This window comes from Pseudomonas sp. Marseille-Q0931 (assembly GCF_940789645.1).
Lineage (GTDB): Bacteria > Pseudomonadota > Gammaproteobacteria > Pseudomonadales > Pseudomonadaceae > Aquipseudomonas.
Window position 1 is genome coordinate 122,358 of record NZ_CALNWT010000002.1, and the last position, 20,674, is coordinate 143,031.

At 60.5% G+C, this 20,674-nt stretch carries 14 protein-coding genes and 1 riboswitch; of the genes, 8 read left to right on the forward strand and 6 right to left on the reverse strand.

The features are described 5' to 3' along the window. Positions 1–38: 38 nt before the first annotated feature. From P3C50_RS06910 to P3C50_RS06935, 6 genes are all read right to left on the reverse strand, one after another. On the reverse strand, positions 39–992 hold the full coding sequence (locus P3C50_RS06910) for a DUF4214 domain-containing protein (protein WP_275545429.1): 954 nt from the start codon (positions 990–992) through the stop codon (positions 39–41). Positions 993–1,464: 472 nt separating this feature from the next. Continuing rightward, positions 1,465–7,056, reverse strand: coding sequence for an Ig-like domain-containing protein (locus P3C50_RS06915; protein ID WP_275545430.1), 5,592 nt, complete (start codon positions 7,054–7,056; stop codon positions 1,465–1,467). Positions 7,057–7,071: 15 nt separating this feature from the next. After that, on the reverse strand, positions 7,072–7,905 hold the full coding sequence (locus tag P3C50_RS06920) for a sulfotransferase family protein (protein ID WP_275545431.1): 834 nt from the start codon (positions 7,903–7,905) through the stop codon (positions 7,072–7,074). A gap of 30 nt (positions 7,906–7,935) precedes the next feature. Continuing rightward, complete coding sequence (gene cysC, locus P3C50_RS06925) at positions 7,936–8,451, reverse strand: adenylyl-sulfate kinase (protein ID WP_275545432.1); 516 nt, start codon at positions 8,449–8,451, stop codon at positions 7,936–7,938. Between the two features lie 149 nt (positions 8,452–8,600). After that, positions 8,601–9,758: a glycosyltransferase family 4 protein gene (locus P3C50_RS06930; protein WP_275545433.1), complete on the reverse strand. Its 1,158-nt coding sequence runs from the start codon at positions 9,756–9,758 to the stop codon at positions 8,601–8,603. A gap of 91 nt (positions 9,759–9,849) precedes the next feature. Next, the gene (locus P3C50_RS06935; protein WP_275545434.1) at positions 9,850–11,187 is read right to left on the reverse strand and encodes a DUF4214 domain-containing protein; all 1,338 of its coding nucleotides are present in this window, start codon (positions 11,185–11,187) and stop codon (positions 9,850–9,852) included. 220 nt (positions 11,188–11,407) lie between these two features. On the opposite strand from P3C50_RS06935, the gene P3C50_RS06940 reads away from it, so the two are divergent. From P3C50_RS06940 to cpdA, 8 genes are all read left to right on the forward strand, one after another. After that, positions 11,408–12,826 (forward strand): mannose-1-phosphate guanylyltransferase/mannose-6-phosphate isomerase, encoded by a 1,419-nt coding sequence (locus P3C50_RS06940; protein WP_275545435.1) that lies wholly within the window; start codon positions 11,408–11,410, stop codon positions 12,824–12,826. 117 nt (positions 12,827–12,943) lie between these two features. After that, positions 12,944–13,050, forward strand: a riboswitch (TPP riboswitch). 312 nt (positions 13,051–13,362) lie between these two features. Further along, on the forward strand, positions 13,363–15,246 hold the full coding sequence (gene thiC, locus P3C50_RS06945) for a phosphomethylpyrimidine synthase ThiC (protein ID WP_275545436.1): 1,884 nt from the start codon (positions 13,363–13,365) through the stop codon (positions 15,244–15,246). A 126-nt stretch (positions 15,247–15,372) separates the two neighbouring features. Next, positions 15,373–16,812: an MBL fold metallo-hydrolase RNA specificity domain-containing protein gene (locus P3C50_RS06950; protein ID WP_275545437.1), complete on the forward strand. Its 1,440-nt coding sequence runs from the start codon at positions 15,373–15,375 to the stop codon at positions 16,810–16,812. A 24-nt stretch (positions 16,813–16,836) separates the two neighbouring features. Continuing rightward, entirely contained in the window at positions 16,837–17,793 is a 957-nt protein-coding gene (locus P3C50_RS06955; protein ID WP_275545438.1) for a UDP-glucose 4-epimerase family protein, read from the forward strand. A gap of 40 nt (positions 17,794–17,833) precedes the next feature. Beyond that, a complete protein-coding gene (locus tag P3C50_RS06960) occupies positions 17,834–18,385 on the forward strand; it encodes a sugar transferase (RefSeq protein WP_275545439.1) in 552 nt (183 codons plus the stop codon). A gap of 173 nt (positions 18,386–18,558) precedes the next feature. Then, positions 18,559–19,176, forward strand: a complete 618-nt coding sequence (locus tag P3C50_RS06965) for an NUDIX domain-containing protein (RefSeq protein WP_275545440.1) — start codon at positions 18,559–18,561, stop codon at positions 19,174–19,176. Further along, on the forward strand, positions 19,167–19,619 hold the full coding sequence (locus tag P3C50_RS06970; protein WP_275545441.1) for a DUF1249 domain-containing protein: 453 nt from the start codon (positions 19,167–19,169) through the stop codon (positions 19,617–19,619). The genes P3C50_RS06965 and P3C50_RS06970 overlap by 10 nt, the downstream gene beginning before the upstream one ends. 216 nt (positions 19,620–19,835) lie before the next feature. Beyond that, positions 19,836–20,651 carry a 3',5'-cyclic-AMP phosphodiesterase gene (cpdA, locus tag P3C50_RS06975; protein WP_275545442.1) on the forward strand — a complete coding sequence of 272 codons (816 nt, stop codon included), beginning with the start codon at positions 19,836–19,838 and terminating at the stop codon, positions 20,649–20,651. The last annotated feature ends 23 nt before the right edge of the window (positions 20,652–20,674 follow it).

Consider the following 20,674-nt stretch of genomic DNA (forward strand, 5'->3'; position numbering starts at 1 on the left):
AGTGCGCCGCTTGGCAGCAGTCGCACCACGCGCGATGGTCAGATGATGGCAAAGTCGAAGCTGTAGTAGCTGCCCTGGCCAGCAGCGTTAAGCTCACCGCCACCCAGCTGGATGATCACCTGCTCACCGGCGAATACGGTCGCGGTCGCCTGGTAATGGTAGTCCTCTGCCGGGCCACGGTAGGTGGCCTTGCTGACGTAATTGTCGAACAGCCCCGCCACGTTGACGTAGATACTTGGGTCACCATAGAAATCCATCTGCAGCACGCCGTCACTGGGTGCGGTGAAGGTGTAGCCGTCGGAGGTGTCCTTGTAGATCTGCCCGTCCTGGTTGTAGCGCAGCCCCAGCACGCCCTCGACATGGGTATCGAAGGTGATCTTGGTCAGCTTGCTGAGCTGCGCGTAGGTATCGACCTGACGATCATCGTAGATTTTCGGCAGAGGCTTGATGGGCGGCGAGGCCTCTACCTGGCCGAGAAACGTGGTAACACCGGACGAGATCTGCCCGGACGTTGACTCCTTGCCAATGCTGCTGAGAAAGCTACGTGCCGCATCGATATCGCGCTCGTCATAGGAGCCGCTCAGACCCTTGCTTTCCATCTGCGTGGTCGCAAGCGCGGCGGCTTCGACCTTCTTGTTGACGATGATCAGATCATCGCCACTGGTGGCGCCGTTGAGAATCGACAGGGCTGCACTTTGCAGCGAAACATTGCCTGAGTCGATCTGATTGGCCCACCACTGTTTGCCCGACTCTTCCGCTTCACGGTTGAACAGTTGCAGATAGATTTTCTCGACTCGCTGCAGCGTGGTGCCTGCGCCGTAAAGCGCGGTGCTTTCAGCCGAGGCCCCGAAGGCATCGATGATGGAAGCCAGGTTGCCGCCGCTCTGTTCCAGTACCTGAGCCCAGAACTGCTGGCCGGCGTAGTCAGCCGGTCGCCCATAGAAGGCGACGTAGGCTTTCTGGACCATTGCGAGAGAGGATGCGCTTGCCATGCTAGTGAAACTCCATTGTCCATGTGACAGTCATATGCAGGCAAAATGATATCGAGCGCAGCGACAGGCGGTAAACAAAAAAAATACTGTGCGATGGCTCTGCAATGGGGGGTTTAGCCGACCGCAACGCCAATCAACATCTGCTGCATAGCGCTGGTGCTGCAGGCGAGCGCAGATTACTCAACTAGCTTTAGAGCACATTACCGGCTCTCGCGCCTTTCTTTGATCAGGTCCCGCGGTGCATCACGCCCAAACGCTTGTAGCCGGCAACGGCTTGATGCCGCTCACGTAATAAAGAGCGAAAGCAATCAGCCTCTTGCCCGCCCCCCCTATCCGCCAGACGCGCCCCGCGCCGAACGGGAAGGGGCAGTCAAGCGCAGGAGTCTTGAGTGAACAGAATTGGGACAATGGCAGGCTATTCGACCTGGCCTGTCCATTTACGCTAGCGCATATGGATCGGCCAGATCGCAGCTTAACCCAGACCTATGTCGACCACTGCCGGCACGCCGACGATGCCGATTGCGTTGCCATCGCTGGGCAGGAAGCGGTCGTGGTACTCAGCGGTGGTCGCGGTCGACACCGCCATGAACTGGGTGACATCGCCAATTGCGGCATAGTGCTGGAGCCAGAAGTCGCGGCCCTCGGCATCCGGTGCGCGGTTGAGCAAGCCCAGGTAGAGCAGGTCAACCGCTACGTCATCAGCCATCGCGGCCTTGTATTCGCTGGATTGGGATACACCGTAGAGCATGCCGCCACGGGTCGTCACGCCGGTGTCGATCTTATCCAGCCACCAGGCTCCACCTTCGGCATCCGCCGCACGCCCGAGCACGTTCTGGTAGATGAAGTCGACGAACTGGCTGTTGCTCAAGTCAGCGTGTTGCGCCATGAATTCGGGGGAATTCAGAAACGCCTCGCCTATTTGCGCCTGGCCTACGTTTTCGTTGGCGCGGGCCAGCCAGTAGTTATAACCGCAGAGTTCGGGGCTACGGTCCAGAATGGCGTGGTAGAGGCGAATGATGGCGGCGGCATGGGTATCCAGCTCGCTGCTGCCCAGCACCTGGCTCAACACTTCGACCTTGCCGATGTTGCCCTGGCTGAGTTGGCTGGCCAGTTCGGCGGCCTGGCTGTCACCGTGCCCTTCGCGGCCATAGAGGTCTCGCCACAGTTGGTTGACCCACTGACTGGCGTTACCGAAGACATCGTTGTCTTTCTGGTTGACGTCGGTGCCCGTGAGCAACTCGATGGCATCAGGGATCTGGTCCTGGTCCGCATCGATACGGAACGGGTCGTGGGGGCACGCGACATTTTCGGCAAGGATGCCGAGGATGCCGGGGTCGGTGATGATGCCATCGGCCTTGCCATCGCTATCGAATTCGCCGCCGTCCTGGATCACGAAGTCGAGGCGGGTCTTGCCGTACTCGGTGACGATCTGGCCACCATTCGCCGGGTCGGCCAGGTTCACCCAGACGCCACTGGCGTTCTGCTTGAAGTAGCCGTTGATACCGAGGCTGGCGTCGACGAACAGGCTGAAGGTTTCAACGGAGCCCGGAATGTCCACCTTGGTGGCGAAGGCCAGCAAACCCAGTGGCGCACTCAGGCCACCCGGCAGGACGGCAGGCGCATCCATCTGCTCGAGGTAGGTGATCTGGGCACTGCCGTCGGGGCTGATCTGGCCGGCGAGGCTGTTGGCCACCAGGGTGAGCGGTGTTTGCAGCGCCGAGGGATCGGTGCTGATCTGGCCAGTCTGGCGGAACATCAGCGAGGTAACCTCGCGCTGCTGGCTGTCGAGGATGCCGTCGCCGTTGCCATCGCCCTGCAGCGGCGCACCACCGCCGGGTGTAGGCAGGCCAGGCACGGCGTTTTCTTCTTCGGTACTCACGTTGTCGCCGTCAGGTCCCGGCGTCGGCGTTGGCTGGGGCGAAGACGGCACAGGCTGTGCGGTAAAGTTGTAGGTGGTCTTGTCGGTCACAGCAGCGGCGGCATTGCCCGCCAGGTCCTGCAGCGCACCTGCGTCCCAGGTGATGTAGTAGCTGGTGCCGTAGGCCAGGCTGGCGGTGGGGTTGATGACCAGCGCGCCGTCAGCGTTGATGGTGATGGTGGCCGGCACCAATGTGTCGGTAGCCGTGCTCTTTAGATAGACGCGGGAAAGATCGCTACCGGCCATGCTCAGCGGCTCGGAGAACTTCAGTACGAGGTCGCTGGTGATGGAAACGCCGGTCGCATCGTCCACGGGCGTGCTGCCTGCAGAGTCGAAGGCAGGCGCTGTGGTGTCAATGGTGATGAGCAGAGGGCTGCTGAACACCGACTTGTTACCCGCTGCATCGGTGGCCTGGACCGTCAGGGCATGGCTGCCGTCGGCCAGCGCAGAGCTGGTGATGCTCCAGTTGCCGGCGCCATCGGCCGTGGTGCTGCCCAGCAGCGTGGTGCCAACGTACAAGCTGACCGTGGCGCCGGATTCGGCTGTTCCCGTTAGGGTCGGGGTGGTGTCGCGGGTGATACCGTCGTTGTTGCTGACGCCGGTGTCCGAAGCTGGCTGAAGTGTCGGCACCGACGGCGCGCTGGGCGCTATACCGTCCACCAGCACGGCTGCTGTACTGCCGACCGAGTTGAGCGTGAGCACCGCGTCGTTGCCGTTCAGATCAGTGAGCCTGCCGCCGTTAAGGGAAAGCGAACTGACGGTGATGCCATTCGCATCGAGCCAGCCTGGCTGGACAATAGCGCTGAACTGCAGCGCCGATGTGCCCGAACCGGAGACGTAACTCGCATAGTACGTATCGGCACCGATCAGCATAGCGATGCGTGGCGCGCCGCCCACGTTGATCGCTTCACTGAAGTTAACGGTGAAGGTGAGGTCCGCACCTATGCCGTAGGTGCCATTGGCCGGCACACTGACGGAGCCGACCGTCGGTGCCACAGTGTCGATGGCATAGTTGTTGGAGTCGGCGCGGCCTATACCTGCATTGCCAGAGATGTTTTTAACTCCCGAAAGATCGAGAGTGATCAGGTTCGTGGCATCCGCGACCCCGGTATTGGGGGTCAGGTTGAGCGTCCAGGTTACGCCGCCGTCGCTGCTGTTAAGGCCGCTCAAGCTGCCGTTAGAGACGCTCAGGTCAGACAATGTGAAGTCCAGCACGGCTTCGCTAAAGGTGATGACCACCAGGCTGGTTTCGCCGATTGTCAACACGTTATCAGTTACCACGATGGTGGCGCTCGGCCGTGCGGTATCAACGGCGTAGTTGTTCGACGTAGCGATGCCCGTACCTGCGTTACCGGCGAGGTCGCTGACGCCCGACTTGTCGAGGGTGATCAGGTTGGTGGGGGCACTGATATTGGCAGTGGGGGTCAGGGTCGTGGTCCAGGTAATACCCCCATCAGAGGAGCTGAGGGCGCTCAAGGTACCGTTGGCGACCGTCAGGTCATCCTCTGTGAGGCCTGTAACGGCTTCGCTGAAGGTGATGGTCACTGTGCTGGTTTCACCAGCCGCAAGTGTGGCGTCAGCCACGACAATCGAGGCGCTCGGCGGTGTGGTATCGATGGTATAGCTCTGCCCCACGAAGCCGCCGAGGATGGGGTTGCCACTGATATCGCTTATGCCGGTTGCTGCGGCATTGAGATAGAGCCCCAACGTGCCGTCGCCGCTCACGTCGCTCACGGTCAGGGTGTAGCTGCTGCCGAAGCCGCTGATGCTGGTAATGGTGCCATTCGCCGTACCGGTCGAGCCCAGGGCAAAATCGGAAATGTCCACGCCCGTCACCGCTTCGCTGAACGTTATGGTGTAACCCAGGCTGGTGGCGTTGGTGCTGGCAGCACCATCGCGCGTGATCGAGGTGACGATGGGCGCCACGTCGTCCGTTGCGGTGATGGTGAAGCTTTTCTCGAAGGTAGCGCTGCCGTCGCTGGTTGCAACGCGTACGCTGTAAGCACCTGGGGCAAGCGCTGCCGCGTCATTGGCGCGCAGCATGCCACCCTGGATGGAGAACAAGGCGTTGTGGGTGTCGCCCATGCCGCTGACCAGTGTGTAGGTGTGCGTCTGGCCAGTGTCGACATCGGTGGTGGAAAGACTACCAACGCTCGCGTTGATGCCGCCGGAGTGGCTCACCGTGGCAGCCGATAGCGCGATATCGGTAGGCGCATCGTTCACGGGGGTGACGTCGAGCGTGATCACGCCGTCGGCTGGCCCGCTGCCCAGGGTATCGCGCACACGAGTGGTGATGGTGATGTCCTGGTCCCAGTTGGCCGCAGGCGCGAAGGCTACCGCTGCCAGTGCCAGATTGACGTCGCCCGCCACGCCGACCACCGTCCAGACACCCGTGCCGGCGTTATAGGTGGAGGTCGCCCCGCCGAAGGTGCCGGTACTCAGGCTGCCTGCGACCGGGTTGCTCAGGGTCAGTGTCACTGTCAGGATGTCGCCGTCGGGATCGGTGACGACGATATCGCCGAGGGCCACGGAGGGCGCGTCTTCGGTGTAGCTCACCGTCTGGGTGAGGTTGGTGGCAGTGGGCGCCGCATTGACGATGACTTCGGTACCTGTGCCATTGGTTACCGCCGTCTGCCCCGCCTGCATGCGCGTGCCAGCCGTGGTGGTGACATCCGTATCGCCGTCGATGGAGAGGATGTAGGTCTGCCCTCCGGCCAGGCCAGTCGTATCGTTGTAGTAGGCGTTGATGGTGTAGGTTTCGGCGCCGCCATCGTTCACCGAGATGTTCAGCCCGGCGAAGGTGATGGTATTGGTCGCTGCGCTGTAGGTGCCGATGACATTGTTCGCATCATCGCCGTTCAGGCGCCAGGTTACCTTGCTGAAGTCGCCTGTGCCCGAGGTGTGGACCACCAGGCTGCTGACACCCAGGGCGACGTTGTCACCACCGCCACCATCCGTCAGGGTGAAGTCGAAGACATTCACCGCCTCGCCCACCGTGTCGGCGGATGCAGGCAGGCCGACAGGTTCGCTGACACCGGGGGCCGGAGTCAGGGTGCCGTCGGCGTTGGTTGGGGGCGTCGAGTTGTTGATGAATATCTTGACTGCGGCGGAGTAGGTGTATGTAGCCCAGTCCATCGAGTAGAACGCTACTGCCAGGTCCAGGTCGCCGTCGCCATCGACATCCCCGGCCGCGAGGATTCTGCCATTCACCGGCGCACCGTAGTAGGTGAAGGCACCATCCTGGAAGGTGAAGCCCGAATCCACGAGCACGCCGGAACCGTTGTTGATCATGAGCTTCTGGCCCAGACCATCAAGGTATCCATCTCCATCGACATCGGCGAATGCGCCTGGCGCTTCGGAAGAGTTGAAAACCTGCAACTGAGTTCCGATCGTACCGCTGCCGTTGTTCTCGAACAGGATGAGATTGGCTGGCGGGCCGTTCATTCCACTGACTAGAGCGTCGGCGTAGCCATCGCCCGTCAGGTCCGCAGAGCGGGCAATGCCACCATAAACATCACCAAAGCTGCTGAGCTGGGTGAAGCCACCGCTGCCATCGTTGCGCAGAATTCGGATGGAGTTCTCTTCAACGGCCACGACGTCCTGATCGCCGTCCTTGTCCAGATCCACCAGCGTCAATGAAAGCGGATCACTGACCTTGGCCGGGCTGGACGACAGTGTGAACGCACCGGAGCCATTGTTCTTGTATACGGCGTAGTTGCCCTGAAAATTTCCGACGAATATATCCAGATCGCCATCGTTATCCAGATCACCAATGTCAGCGGTCCTTACATTGCTGCCAATGGTCGCACCAGCTGTAAACGTGCCATTACCGTTGTTTTGCCATATCTGCAGAGGTGAGTCGTATGACCGAGTGATCAACTCCAACTCAGGATCGTTGTCGATATTGACCAGCCACGACTGGACAACACGTGCGGCAGGAAAGGTCTGGTGCAAAGTGAAGTTGCCGGCACCATCATTTTTCCAGATCTGGCTGCCCTGACTACCTGCGGCCCTTTCTACGCCGATATAGATATCGAGATCGCCATCACCATCGAAGTCAGCGAACTGGGCTGTACTGGCATTGGAGTTGTCACTGTTGCTCGAGAAATACCAGAGCATCTGTCCGGGGATGAAAGAGAGGGCCATCCTGTAGTCCTTTACTCAGTTCGCATTGGGTTTGATGACTCTGGCCTGGCCGCGTGTATCGTTACGCCAGAAAGCCATGTCTCGGTACTTCTCGAAAATGTCGGGTGGCAGCACGGTGGTGCGCTCTTCGAAGGCCACTTTCGGACGGATGCGGTGCATGCCTGCAATGCCCAGCGCCTCGTCGAACTCTGGGGCATCGAACTCCACGTTCTCGAAGTCGTGCCCGTCGAACCAGGGCTCTTCGATGAACTGATAAACCAGACGCAAGACCTGCGCCGGCGCACGAGCCAATAGATCATAGTCCACCAGCAAGAGATTGCTCGCGTGAGGACCGTAATAAGCCTCTTTCAAGGCCGCCCAGGGAAAGCCTATGAGACGGTCATGCCGCGCCAGCGCGGCCATGCGACTGTATACGGTCATTCGCTCGGATTCGCTGGAGAACAGCTTGGTATTCTCGAACGGATTCTTCTGCAGCAGGCGCTCGATGCTGTCCATGATCCATGGTACGTCGCGTACGCAAGCGATCACCTTGGCCTGAGGAAACATATCGGCCACGAAAGGCATCTTGGCGCACCACATGCGGTTGGTATCAAACACCACGTCTTGCGCACGGTCGCCATGATAAGAGTCGAAAATCCCTGCGAGTATCCTGCGGCGCTGTTGTGCATCGACCATCAGCGCAACTTCGCTTCCGCTGCTCATGAGTTTGATATTGGCAGACACCAGCGCGCCTACCGGGCTGCTCATACCCGCGTGAAAACGCGGGTTCTGCCGTAACAATGCCGAAAGCAGCGTGCTGCCCGAGCGAGGCAGGCCAGAGATGAAGTGGTAGCGCGGTGTTGGCTTCATAGTAGGGGTGTACGTCGCAAGGGTGAACGGTCAAGCCGTGAGCATCTGCTGCACGGCCACGTTAAGTTCGATCTGACTGGTGTCGATGCACAGCGCAGGTGTCAGCGGCATTTCATAAGCCGCCTGCACGCCTGTCATTTGCATGGTGTGGTCGTTTCTAGCTCGGGCGTACAGCCCTTTGGTATCACGCGCTTCGCACACTGACAGCGGGGTGCTGACGTGAATTTCCTTGCAGCACTCAAGCCCTATGATTGCGTAGGCTGCTTCGCGGGCATGCGAGGATGGGGACACCATGGCGACGACAGCATGGATAGCGTTGGCATTGAGCAATCGCGCCATATGTGCGGCGCGGCGCACGTTTTCCGCGCGACTGGAGACGTCAAAGCCAAGGTCATTACAAAGTCCGGCGCGTAATTCATCCCCGTCGATAATGCAGGCAGCTTCTCCGCGCTCACGCAAGGCGACCGCCAGAGCCTGAGCAAGGGTACTTTTACCTGCACTCGGCAAACCGGTAAGCCACCAGGTCGCAGCTTTTGGTTGAGCCATGGGAGAAGCTCCGGGAAAGCACCGTATTGTTGTTGTGTGCTTGATTGGGAAGGTATCAGCGAAGTATCCAGCTTTGATGGCAATTCGCAATATTTATCGTAAAACCGAAAATATTATCTCTCTCCCCCTTTTTTCATACCGCTTCATGCTCAGGACACTGAGCGATAAACCCCCAGCGTCTGCTCAGCACAACGCTGCCAGGAGAAGGCCTGCGCCCGTTGCACGCCTTCGCTTGCCAGGCGCTGGCGCAATGGCTCGTCGCTGAGTGCCTGCAATAGAAGTTCACGCAGGGTAGCGCTGTCACCGGCGTTGACCAGCAGCGCGCTGTCACCGGTAATTTCCGCCATCGAGGTATCGGCGGTGCAGATCACCGGCACGCCACTTTGCATAGCCTCCAGTACCGGCAGACCAAAACCTTCGTAGCGGGACGGGTAGAGGAACAGGGCGGCGCCAGCATAGAGCAGCGGCAGTTCGGCGGCTGGTACGAAATTGAGGTGGCGCAGGCCATTGTTGGCGACCAGTCGTTCGATTTGTCTGTGCAATTCGATGTTCTTCCAGCCAGATGCACCGGCCAGCACCAATGGGTACTCACGCTGTATTTTGGCAGGCAAGGCCTGCCAGGCATCGAGCAGCGTATCGACGCCCTTGCGCGGCTCCAGCGTGCCGACGAACAGCAGATAACGGCCATGCTCGAGACCCAGGCGCTGCAGGGTTTCGCGGGTAGCCTCGGCGCCACGGGGCTGGTAATGGGCTGCGGCCCCGAGATGGATGGTCCGTACTTTCTCGGGAGCGACTCGATAGTGCTCAAGCAGTTCGCGGCGTACGTATTCGGAATCGGTGATCAGCGCATCGGCGCGTGCCAGTGTGGCGGGCAATTGACTGCTCAGCCAGGCGACACGTTTGGCAGGATGGTGCTGCGGATAGCGAATGAACGACAGGTCATGAATGGTCGCTACGCACGGGCCTCGGTGGCGCTTTAGGATGAAATTGGGTTCGTGGTAGACATGCCCGCCCAGGCGCCGGGCGTTGAGCTGGAGCAAGCCATTGCGCAGTACTTCTCTTGCTCTGTATGCGAGCATGGAGTTGCGCAGCAGACGACCGACCATACCGCCGGAATGGCTGCTGGCGGCAGGCGCAGGTGCTGTGGCGGCCAGGAGAGCCTGCTGCGGGGTCTGGAAGCGGCTGCCGGAAAAGCACTCCACTTCAAGTGCATCGTCGCGTGCGAAGGCTTGCAGGAGGTTGAGGGTGTAAGTGCCGATGCCGGTGATCGGCGGCTTGAGTGATTCGGTATTGAGCAGCAACTTCATGGGGGGCATGTACCTGGCCGGTTGGCTGAGCCGCGGGGGCGTGAGTGTACGTCAGCACCCTCACGCCGGCCACGGTGCGGCCCGGCAGCAGTCAGACGTACTGACCTTCGAGCCAAATGCCTTGTTCCAGAACGCCTTGCAGCTTGATCTGGTTTTCAGGGCTCTCGGCGAAGTACGCCAGCACTTCGCTGTTCGGCAGGCCCTGCTGCATTTTATCCAGCCAATAGGCTTTGCCGCTGGCGTCCGGATCACGGTCGAGCACGTTGTTATAGTACCCGGTGAGCAGTTGATCATTGCTCGGAGCGCTGCCGTAAATACCAATGAACTCGGGACTTCTGGTGAAGTAGCTTGCCACCTCGCCAAGCGACATGCCCTTGTCCATCGCGCTGATCCAGTAGCTCAGCCCGGCAGTGTCGGGGGTGCGGTCGAAAGCGGCCTGATAAAGCCGATAGGCACTGCCTGCGGTCTCGCCAGCGCCAACGTCCAGGGCCATGGTGCCGTCCCAGAAGGCGGCACGCTCGATGCTGATCAGCGTATCGACATCGGCAGGATCGCTACGGCTGATGATCTGGGTGTAATCGGCACCCAGGTTGAACTGGAAGTCACCGTGGTAGCCCTTGTAGATCACCGTATCGCGACCGGCGCCGCCGTCGAACGCGTCAGGCGCATTGGTGGCGTAGAAAATATCGTCACCATCGGTGCTCGCCGCGTAGCGCGGCGGCAGCATGGCGTCGTTATCTGCAATGAGCTGCATCAGTTCATCGTAATGCAGGCCAATATCAGCCCAGAAGCTGCTGATCTCGGTGCCGGCGGATTTGACACCAATGATGGTCGGCTCTCCATTTTCATAGACAAACAACGGGCCGCCGGAGCTGCCTTTACCCATGATGTCGGTGCCCTGGCGGTAATAGCCGGAATACACCTCGTAGCCGCTTTCCTTGTTGATCCAGGCCTGGCCCAGCATCATGCCGGTGCTGCCATCGGGATAACCGATCTGGTATGCCCACTGCGGTTGGTCGTAGCCAGGGGACAGGGCGAACCAGCCCCGATCGTCGCCAACGGGAATATCCAGGCCTATGAGGGCGACATCGCTCTGCACTTCGCTCAGTGTCATTCCCTGATTGTCACCGTCTTGATATACGCCGCTAGGCCAGGCAGTGGCCTCCCAGCGATAGTTGCCCTGGTTGAGCAGTGTGCCGGACTCGTAACGACCTTCGCGGGCGTTGTAGTCAGCGCCGAAATAGAAGTCAATGCCAGTGGCCCAGCCGCCGTAGTCCGGGTTGTAGAGCATGTGGGTGGCGGTCAGAACATCGTTGCGGCCTACCAGAGCGCCGGTGCCCCGATAGATGAGTCCGTCGGGAAAGCTCACCTCCAGGTGAACGATGGCGTTGTAGGGGTAGTCGTTAAGGGTTTGAATCTCTTTGAGCATGCCTGCTATCTCATCCTTTGATTGCAGTTGCAGTATCTGGAGCCAAGTTGCTGACGGCAACCCAGGAAAGGCTCTGGTGTGCAGCAAATCGCACAAACAGGCCGCATCGAGCGCTAATCAGGTTCGCGGTTGGCCGGAGGCGATCAGTCTTGTTGCATGACGCTTCCCAGGCTCTGATAATCCGCTACCCGCCTTGATAGGAACGACACTGGAGCTTTCGATGTTCACGCCTGTAATTTTGGCCGGCGGTAGCGGTTCGCGCCTTTGGCCGCTGTCTCGCCAGCGCTTCCCCAAGCAGTTTCTGTCGCTGGATGGGCAGGGCCTCGGCACCATGTTCCAGCGCACGCTGGCGCGCCTGGAGGGGCTGGAGCACTCCGCCCCGCTTGTCGTGAGCAACGAGGATCACCGCTTCGTCGTAGCCGAACAATTACGCCAGGCTGGCGTCAACGGCCGGCGCATTCTACTTGAGCCGATCGCGCGCAATACAGCACCGGCCATCGCACTGGCAGCGCTCGAGGCCGTACGGGACGGTGATGATCCTGTATTGCTGGTACTGCCCGCCGACCATCACATACGCGATGACGATGCTTTCCGCGCCGCGATTCGCTGCGCCGAAATACAGGCGCGTGCAGGCCGCCTGGTGACCTTCGGGGTCACACCTACTCACGCGGAAACGGGCTTCGGCTACATCCAGTGCGGGGCAGCAGCCGAGGAAGGCGGCTTCGCCATCGCTGCATTCAAGGAAAAGCCGGAAGCTGAAGTGGCCGAGCAATATGTGGCCAGTGGCGATTATCTGTGGAACGGCGGTATGTTCATGTTCCGCGCCTCGGTTTTTCTGGCGGAATTGGGCCGCTTGCGCTCGGATATCCTTGATTGCTGCTGGGCTGCGATGGAGAAAGCCGAGCTGGATCGCGACTTTCTCCACTTGCCGCTTGAAACCTTCTCGGCCTGTGCGGGCGAGTCGGTCGACTACGCAGTGATGGAACATACCTCGCTGGGATTGGTCGTGCCGCTCGATGCGGGCTGGAGCGATCTGGGCAGCTGGGCCGCGATCTGGGAAGCTGGCCCGCGCGATGCTGACGAAAATCGCTTCGAGGGCGACGTGCTGAGCATTGCCACACGCAATAGCCTGGTGCAGTCCAATCATCGCCTGGTGGCTACGGTTGGTGTCGAGGACCTGCTGGTAATCGAGACCAAGGATGCCGTGTTGGTGGCGCACCGCGATCAATCTCAGCAGGTGAAAGGAATCGTCGAGCAACTGCAGGCCGCCGATCGCAGTGAGTTCGTCGAGCATCCGCAGGTCAGCAGGCCATGGGGCCACTACGACAGCATTGACCGTGGCAGCCGTTATCAGGTCAAGCGCATTTGCGTGATGCCTGGCGAAAGCCTGTCTCTGCAGATGCATTACCACCGTGCCGAGCATTGGATCGTGGTGTCGGGCACGGCCAAGGTCATCTGCGGCGAGAACGAGCAGATCCTGTCGGAAAATCAATCCACTTATATTCCACTGGGCGTCAAGCATGCGCTGTCCAACCCCGGCAAGGTGCCTCTGGAATTGATCGAAGTGCAGTCCGGATCGTATCTCGGCGAAGATGACATCGTGCGCTTCCAGGACCGTTACGGACGCGTTCCTTCGTGATGGCCTCTCTGTTGGCAGCCCAGGACGAACACAGATGTCCTGGCCGCCAACGGAATACCGTTCAGCCGATTGCGGCGCCTGCCGTTGCCGACACCTGTTGCTGCCAGTAGACTGGCCAGGTTCTTGTCGGGGTGCCTCGAATCGGAGGCTGAGATCGGAGAGTTCCGGATCCCGTTGAACCTGATCAGGTTAAGGCCTGCGTAGGGAACAAGAGGTATCCGCTCCGGCACCCGCTGGATGGATTCCCCCACACCGCACTCGTGGTGTGCCCGCGCCCTGGCTGTTTGATCATGTGCGTTCAAGAACGTATTCACGATCTTGCGAGCTAGAGCCCAGCAAGGCGGAAGTAGGTGAGAAAGCGGAGTGTACTTTTGTACATGAGCATTTCGAGCCTGCTTCCAACGCAGCGGGGCCGACGCGCAGCTGGTCGTGATTACGTTCTTCGAATCCTGCATGTTCAAGCAGCCAGGGCCCGGCGTTGCTTCATCGCGTGCGCCCATCAGGTTCTCCCCGACATCAAACCGAGGAGCCACCCGATGAGCATCAAACAACAACAGAACCTCAGTGAATCCGCCCAGGTCGACCAGCAGTCGATCCAGCCCTTCCCCCGTTCGCAGAAAATCTACGTACAAGGTTCGCGCCCAGACATCCGCGTGCCGATGCGTGAAATTAGCCTGGACGTGACGCCGACCGACTTCGGTGGCGAAATCAACGCCCCGGTCACCGTCTACGACACGTCCGGCCCCTACACCGACCCGAGCGTGACCATCGACGTGCGCAAGGGCCTGGCCGACGTGCGCAGCGCCTGGATCGAGGATCGTGGCGATACCGAGCGCCTCGATGGTCTGTCCTCGGAGTTCGGCCAGCGCCGCCTGGCCGATGAAGAACTGACCAAGATGCGCTTCGCCCACGTGCGCAACCCGCGTCGCGCCAAGCCCGGCAAGAACGTCAGCCAGATGCACTACGCGCGCCAGGGCATCATCACCCCGGAAATGGAATACGTCGCCATCCGCGAGAACATGAAGCTCGCCGAGCACCGCGCGGCCGGCCTGCTGAATGAGCAGCATGGCGGCAACAGCTTTGGCGCCAGCATTCCCAAGGAGATCACTCCCGAGTTCGTGCGCCAGGAATTGGCTCGCGGCCGCGCCATCATCCCGGCCAACATCAACCACACCGAGCTGGAGCCGATGATCATCGGCCGCAACTTCCTGGTGAAGATCAACGGCAATATCGGCAACTCGGCGCTGGGTTCCTCCATCGAGGAAGAAGTGGCCAAGCTGACCTGGGGCATCCGCTGGGGCTCGGACACGGTGATGGACCTGTCCACCGGCAAGCACATCCACGAAACCCGCGAGTGGATCATCCGCAACTCGCCGGTGCCGATCGGCACCGTGCCGATCTACCAGGCGCTGGAAAAGGTCAACGGTGTGGCCGAAGACCTGACGTGGGAGCTGTTCCGCGACACCCTGATCGAGCAGGCCGAGCAGGGCGTGGACTACTTCACCATCCACGCCGGCGTGCTGCTGCGCTACGTGCCGCTGACCGCCAAGCGCGTCACCGGTATCGTCAGCCGCGGTGGCTCGATCATGGCCAAGTGGTGCCTGGCGCACCACAAGGAGAATTTCCTCTACACCCACTTCGAGGAAATCTGCGAAATCATGAAGGCCTACGACGTCAGCTTCTCGCTGGGCGATGGCCTGCGACCGGGCTCGATTGCCGATGCCAACGACGCCGCGCAGTTCGGCGAACTGGAAACCCTCGGCGAGCTGACTAAGATCGCCTGGAAGCACGACGTGCAGTGCATGATCGAAGGCCCCGGCCACGTGCCGATGCAGCTGATCAAGGAGAACATGGACAAGCAGCTCGAGTGCTGCGACGAGGCGCCGTTCTACACCCTCGGCCCGCTGACCACCGACATCGCGCCGGGCTACGACCACATCACCTCGGGCATCGGCGCGGCGATGATCGGCTGGTTCGGCTGCGCCATGCTCTGCTACGTCACCCCCAAGGAGCACCTGGGGCTGCCCAACAAGGATGACGTCAAGACCGGCATCATCACCTACAAGATCGCCGCCCATGCCGCGGACCTGGCCAAGGGCCACCCGGGTGCGCAGATTCGCGACAACGCCCTCAGCAAGGCGCGTTTCGAGTTCCGTTGGGAAGACCAGTTCAACCTGGGCCTGGACCCGGATACCGCGCGCAGCTTCCACGACGAGACGCTGCCGAAGGATTCGGCCAAGGTCGCTCACTTCTGCTCCATGTGCGGGCCGAAGTTCTGCTCAATGAAGATCACCCAAGAGGTGCGCGAGTACGCCAAGGACCACGGTCTTTCCGATGAGAGCAAGGCCGTTGAGGTCGGCTTCAGGGAGCAGGCCGAGCGCTTCCGGGAAGAAGGCTCGGTGATCTATCGACAGGTTTGAGGCAGCAGATGTGCGGAAACGTGCCGTTGTATGATCGGTGAAAGCGCTTCACGCACACTTCCAGTACGTTGTTAACATCGCAGGCATTATCAGGAATGTTCCACGGCTCAGGGAGGGCCGCCTGCGATGTCACTACCACAACTTATTCATCACGGCGCCGACAAAGGGGTCACCGGTTCGTGCCACCAGCTTTTTCTGGATGCGGATAACAGTGTATTGATCGACTGCGGCCTGTTTCAGGGTGCAGACATTTCAACGGTCGAAGGTGACGAGCACCACCAGGCTGTCGACTTTTCCCTCACGGGCATTCGGGCACTGATCGTCACCCATGTGCACGCCGATCATGTCGGGCGCATACCCTATCTGCTAGCTGCCGGCTTCAAGGGACCGATCCTGTGCAGCATTCCTTCCGCCAAACTCTTGCCGATCGTGCTTGAAGATGCCTTCAAGTTGTCTTTCAGCCGCGATCGAAACCAGGTCGAGCGCTATATAGCCGAGGTGCAGCAGCGCATGATCGCTCTGCCATACGCGACCTGGTTCAAGCTGCAGGACAAGCCCGGGCTGCTGGCTAGGGTGCGCCTGCAACGTGCTGCCCATATGCTCGGTTCGGCGTATGTGGAAGTGGATCTGGACGAGGGGCAGGGGGCTGAGAGCACCCGCGTGGTCTTTTCCGGAGATCTGGGCGCACCCGACGCGCCCATCCTGAAGGCATGCAATGCGCCTGAGCGGGCTGATTTACTGGTGCTGGAAAGCACTTACGGCGATCGCTTGCATGAGAACCGCAAGCGCCGCCGTGAGCGCCTTGAACAGGTGATCGAGCACGCACTGGCCGATAACGGCACGGTGCTGATCCCGGCCTTCAGCTTGGGGCGTACCCAGGAACTGCTCTATGAGCTCGAGGACATCATCCACACCCGTCAACTTGATCAGCCGACGGTTACAGACGACGAGGGCGTAAACTGGCCACACCTGCCTGTTATCCTCGATTCGCCTCTGGCCAGCCGGCTTACCCAGGCCTACCGCGAACTCAAGGAGTTCTGGAACGAGGAAGCTCAGGAGCGGGTGCAATCCGGTCGTCGCCCGCTGGCGTTTGAGCAACTGATCACGGTAGACAGCCATGCCGACCACCAGAGAATCCTCAACCATCTCACCACTAGCGCTCGCCCCGCCATTGTTATCGCCGGTAGCGGCATGTGCACCAGTGGTCGCATCGTCAATTATCTCAAGGCCATGCTGGGCGACCCGCGGCATGATGTGTTGTTCGTCGGCTATCAAGCCCTGGGCACGCCAGGCCGTACAATTCAACGCTTCGGGCCCGACAGGGGTTATGTAGAATTGGATGGTGAGCGTTATGACATCCGTGCTGGCGTACAGACTATCGACGGTTACTCGGCACATGCCGATCAAGCTGGGCTGCTGCGTTTCGTAACCGGCATGCGCGAATGGCCCGGCGAAATTCGTCTGGTGCACGGCGAGGCTCAGGCGCGTCATTCGCTTGGTGAAGCGCTGACACGCACCTACGCTGAAGTACAGCGCGAGGTGATGATAATAAACAGTGAGGTATGAGTGCAGGAGCGTCCCGGGAGTACGATGCGTTTTCTGGTAACAGGGGCGAATGGTTTCGTAGGTACTGCGCTGTGTAATGAACTCGCAGCGAGAGGGCTTTACTGTCGTGCCGCCATGCGCAATGCGATAGACGGAGAGCGGTTCTATGCCAGTGGCGAGCTGACCGCTCATACGGACTGGCGGCCTGCCCTCGAAAATATCGATGTCGTGGTACACCTGGCCGCTCGCGTTCATGTAATGCGTGATGCTGCCGTTGATCCACTTTCCGAGTTTCGAAGAACCAACGTCGAGGCCACAGTGAATCTGGCGCGCCAAGCGGTAGAGGCCGGTGTGCGGCGTTTTGTGTTCGTCAGCTCGATAAAGGTCAATGGCGAGTACTCCCCTGCGGGTGAGGTATTTTCGGAGGCCGATGCTCCGGCCCCCGATGACGCTTACGCCTTGTCAAAATGGGAGGCCGAACAGGCGTTGTTGCGGGTGGGAGTTGAAACTGGGCTGGAAGTGGTGATCGTGCGCCCGCCTCTGGTTTACGGGCCGGGCGTACGCGCCAATTTCCTGCAGTTGCTGCGCCGTGTACGCGGCGGTTGGCCGATGCCTTTCAAGGCCATCACCAACAAGCGCAGTCTGCTGTTTGTCGGCAATCTGGCCGACGCCCTGATCCTGTGTGCAACTCATGACGAGGCGGCAGGCGAAACCTATCTGCTCGATGACGGCAATGCTCTGTCCAGCAGTGAACTGGTCGCAGCCATCGCCAGGAGCCTGGGCGCACCTAATCGCGACTTCGCAGTGCCCTTGTGGGTGCTGAATGCAGCGGCAAGGGTTCTGGGACGTCAGGCCATGATCGAAAGACTCACGCGGTCACTGGTGCTCAGTAATCAGAAGATTACCACCCAGCTTGGCTGGAGCCCCCCATTCACCGTTGATGAGGGTTTGCGTGTTACGGCGCAGTGGTATACCCAGCGCGCTACCAACGCGATTTCATGATTGAATTGCCAGCTTTTTTGTAGTTGGCTGGAGTGAGTGAGTGATTCGTTTCGTCGATATTCTGTTTTCATTGCTCGGCCTTGTGGTCGGCGCTCCTGTCTTGCTCTTGATTTATTGTGTCGGCTTGTTGGATACGGGCTCTCCGCTGTTTTTTCAGCGACGTGTCGGGCGGCATTGCAAGCCGTTCACCCTGGTCAAATTTCGTACGATGCATGTCGATACCGCTTCCGTGGCGAGCCACCTGGCCTCACGCTCAAGTATCACTCGCCTGGGGGCCCTGCTGCGCAAGACCAAGCTCGACGAACTACCCCAGCTATGGAACGTGCTCAAAGGCGAGATGAGCCTGGTCGGGCCACGCCCAGGGCTCTTTAATCAAGAGCAACTGATGCATGAGCGCAGTATCCGCAAGGTCTTCGAGGCAAGGCCTGGTATCACCGGACTTGCGCAGGTGAACGGGATCGACATGTCCACCCCCGAGCTGCTGGCTCAGACCGATGCAGAAATGCTGAGGGAACTGACTCTCTCTCACTATTTCAAACTCATTCTGATGACGGTCCTGGGCAAGGGACAAGGTGACCGGGTAAAGCAGTAGCTACCGGCACATATTGGCCAGCGCGACCACTACCTTGCGTTGGCCTGCTGTGCATAAGCAAGGTCGCCGCACTGTCGATACGATTGGCAAAAGCCATGTACAACCGTGCTTGCGAGAGAGCCTGAACAGCCCCTAGGATGAATGCGGTAAGCCTGCGAACGAGAGCGTAGTAGATGAGTGAACCCTTTAAGCCTGATCCGCAAGCGGTGGAAATCATCGAGCGCGAGAGCTGCTTTCGCGGCTTCTACCGCCTCGACCGGATCAAGCTGCGCCATCGCCAGTTCGCCGGCAACATGGGCCCGCAGCTGACCCGCGAGCTGTTCGTGCGCCATGACGCCGTCTGCGTCTTGCCTTATGACCCGCAGCGCGACGAGGTGGTGCTGATCGAGCAGTTCCGTGTCGGCGCCATGGACAAGGCGGCCAATCCCTGGCTGCTGGAGCTGGTTGCCGGTCTGATCGACAAGGACGAGGAGCCCGAGGAGGTCGCGCTTCGCGAAGCGGTCGAAGAAGCTGACCTGACCCTCGGCCCGCTGTGGCCCATCACCCAGTACTTCCCCTCCCCTGGCGGCTCCGACGAGTTCGTCCACCTGTTCCTCGGTCGCTGCGACAGCGCCGGTGCCGGCGGGGTCCATGGCCTGCCCGAGGAAGGTGAGGATATTCGCGTGCATGTGATGCCCCTGGCCGATGCCCTGGCCGCCGTGCGCGACGGACGCATCAACAACGCGGCGAGCATCATCGCCCTGCAATGGCTGGCGCTGAACCGCGACGAAGTGCGGGGGATGTGGTCGTGAATCTGCTGCGCGACCGCTATCGGGTCGACCTGGTCGAGCTGCAGGCGGCTTGCGAGGCCAACTATGCGCGCCTGATGCGCCTGCTGCCGCATATGCGCGAGCACACCGAAAGCCGCCGCGTCGCCCTGAGCGAAGGCGAACACCTGCTCGGCGTGCTGGCGCTGGAAGTGCTGGAAACCTGCCCCTATACCACCACCCTGTGCGTGCGCCAGGAACACAGCCTGCCCTGGCTGCCGGTGCCGCAGCTGGAAGTGCGGGTCTATCACGACGCGCGCATGGCTGAAGTGGTCAGTGCCGAGAATGCCCGCCGCCTGCACATTCGCTACCCTTATCCGAACGCTGCCATGCATCAGCCGGATGAAAAGAGCCAGCTCAACCTCTTCCTCGGCGAGTGGCTGAGCCACTGCCTGGCCTGTGGGCATGAGCCGCAGCCGGTGATGTAACACACCCTAGTCTTCAAGCTTCTTTCCATCCGGCCGATAGCGCGTCGTCGCATGCTTGTGTGACTTGCCATTACATGATGGCCACCCAGTGGGTCATGGCGAGGAAAGACGAAAAACCCTTTCGGCGCTTTTTCTGTGATCTGCGTCCGCTTCCCGGGTTTTCCCTTTGTGGCGGCAACCACCATAATTCACTCGATAAAGCCCAAGGAGACGGTCTTGCCGAGCCTGCCCACCCCACCCTCTGATTCCTCGGTTCTGCTGGTACAGTTGTCCGACAGCCATCTGTTCGCCGAAGCGGACGGCAAGCTGCTGGGCATGGACACCTGCGACAGCCTGCAGCGAGTGATCCAGCAGGTGCAGGAACAGCAGCCGCAGATCGACCTGATCCTTGCCACGGGCGACCTTTCCCAGGACGGCAGCGAGGCGTCCTATCAGCGCTTTCGCCAACTCACCGCGGCGATCAGCGCGCCGTGCCGCTGGCTGGCCGGCAACCACGACGAAACGCCGCCGATGCAGGCGGTGTGCAAAGACAGCGAGCTACTGGAGCCGGTGACCGACCTCGGTGCCTGGCGCATCGTCATGCTCGATTCCTCGATCCCCGGCGCGGTGCCGGGCTTTCTCGCCGAGAACCAGCTCGATCTGCTCGAGCGCTCCCTCAGCGAAGCGCCGCAGCGTCATCACCTGATCTGCCTGCACCACCATCCGGTGCCGATCGGCTGCAAGTGGATGGACCCCATCGGCCTGCGCAATGCCGATGCCCTGTTCGCCATCCTCGACCGCCACCCGCACGCCCGTGCCGTGCTCTGGGGGCACGTGCATCAGGAGTTTGACCAGATGCGCGGCAATCTGCGCCTGCTCGCCTCGCCCTCGACCTGCGTGCAGTTCGCGCCAGGCAGCGAAGACTTCCAGGTCGGCAGCGAGGCCCCGGGTTATCGCTGGCTGCGCCTGCATGACGACGGCACGCTGGACACCGGCGTATCACGCGTCACCGGCATCCAGTTCGAAGTGGATTACAGCGTAAAGGGCTACTGAACGCCCCTGATTGTGAGGAGCTG

Coding starts and splice junctions, on each gene's coding strand:
- P3C50_RS06910 (WP_275545429.1), bottom strand. CDS start 992: ATGGCAAGCGCATCCTCTCTCGCAATGGTCCAGAAAGCCTACGTCGCC.
- P3C50_RS06915 (WP_275545430.1), bottom strand. CDS start 7,056: ATGGCCCTCTCTTTCATCCCCGGACAGATGCTCTGGTATTTCTCGAGC.
- P3C50_RS06920 (WP_275545431.1), bottom strand. CDS start 7,905: ATGAAGCCAACACCGCGCTACCACTTCATCTCTGGCCTGCCTCGCTCG.
- cysC (WP_275545432.1), bottom strand. CDS start 8,451: ATGGCTCAACCAAAAGCTGCGACCTGGTGGCTTACCGGTTTGCCGAGT.
- P3C50_RS06930 (WP_275545433.1), bottom strand. CDS start 9,758: ATGAAGTTGCTGCTCAATACCGAATCACTCAAGCCGCCGATCACCGGC.
- P3C50_RS06935 (WP_275545434.1), bottom strand. CDS start 11,187: ATGCTCAAAGAGATTCAAACCCTTAACGACTACCCCTACAACGCCATC.
- P3C50_RS06940 (WP_275545435.1), top strand. CDS start 11,408: ATGTTCACGCCTGTAATTTTGGCCGGCGGTAGCGGTTCGCGCCTTTGG.
- thiC (WP_275545436.1), top strand. CDS start 13,363: ATGAGCATCAAACAACAACAGAACCTCAGTGAATCCGCCCAGGTCGAC.
- P3C50_RS06950 (WP_275545437.1), top strand. CDS start 15,373: ATGTCACTACCACAACTTATTCATCACGGCGCCGACAAAGGGGTCACC.
- P3C50_RS06955 (WP_275545438.1), top strand. CDS start 16,837: ATGCGTTTTCTGGTAACAGGGGCGAATGGTTTCGTAGGTACTGCGCTG.
- P3C50_RS06965 (WP_275545440.1), top strand. CDS start 18,559: ATGAGTGAACCCTTTAAGCCTGATCCGCAAGCGGTGGAAATCATCGAG.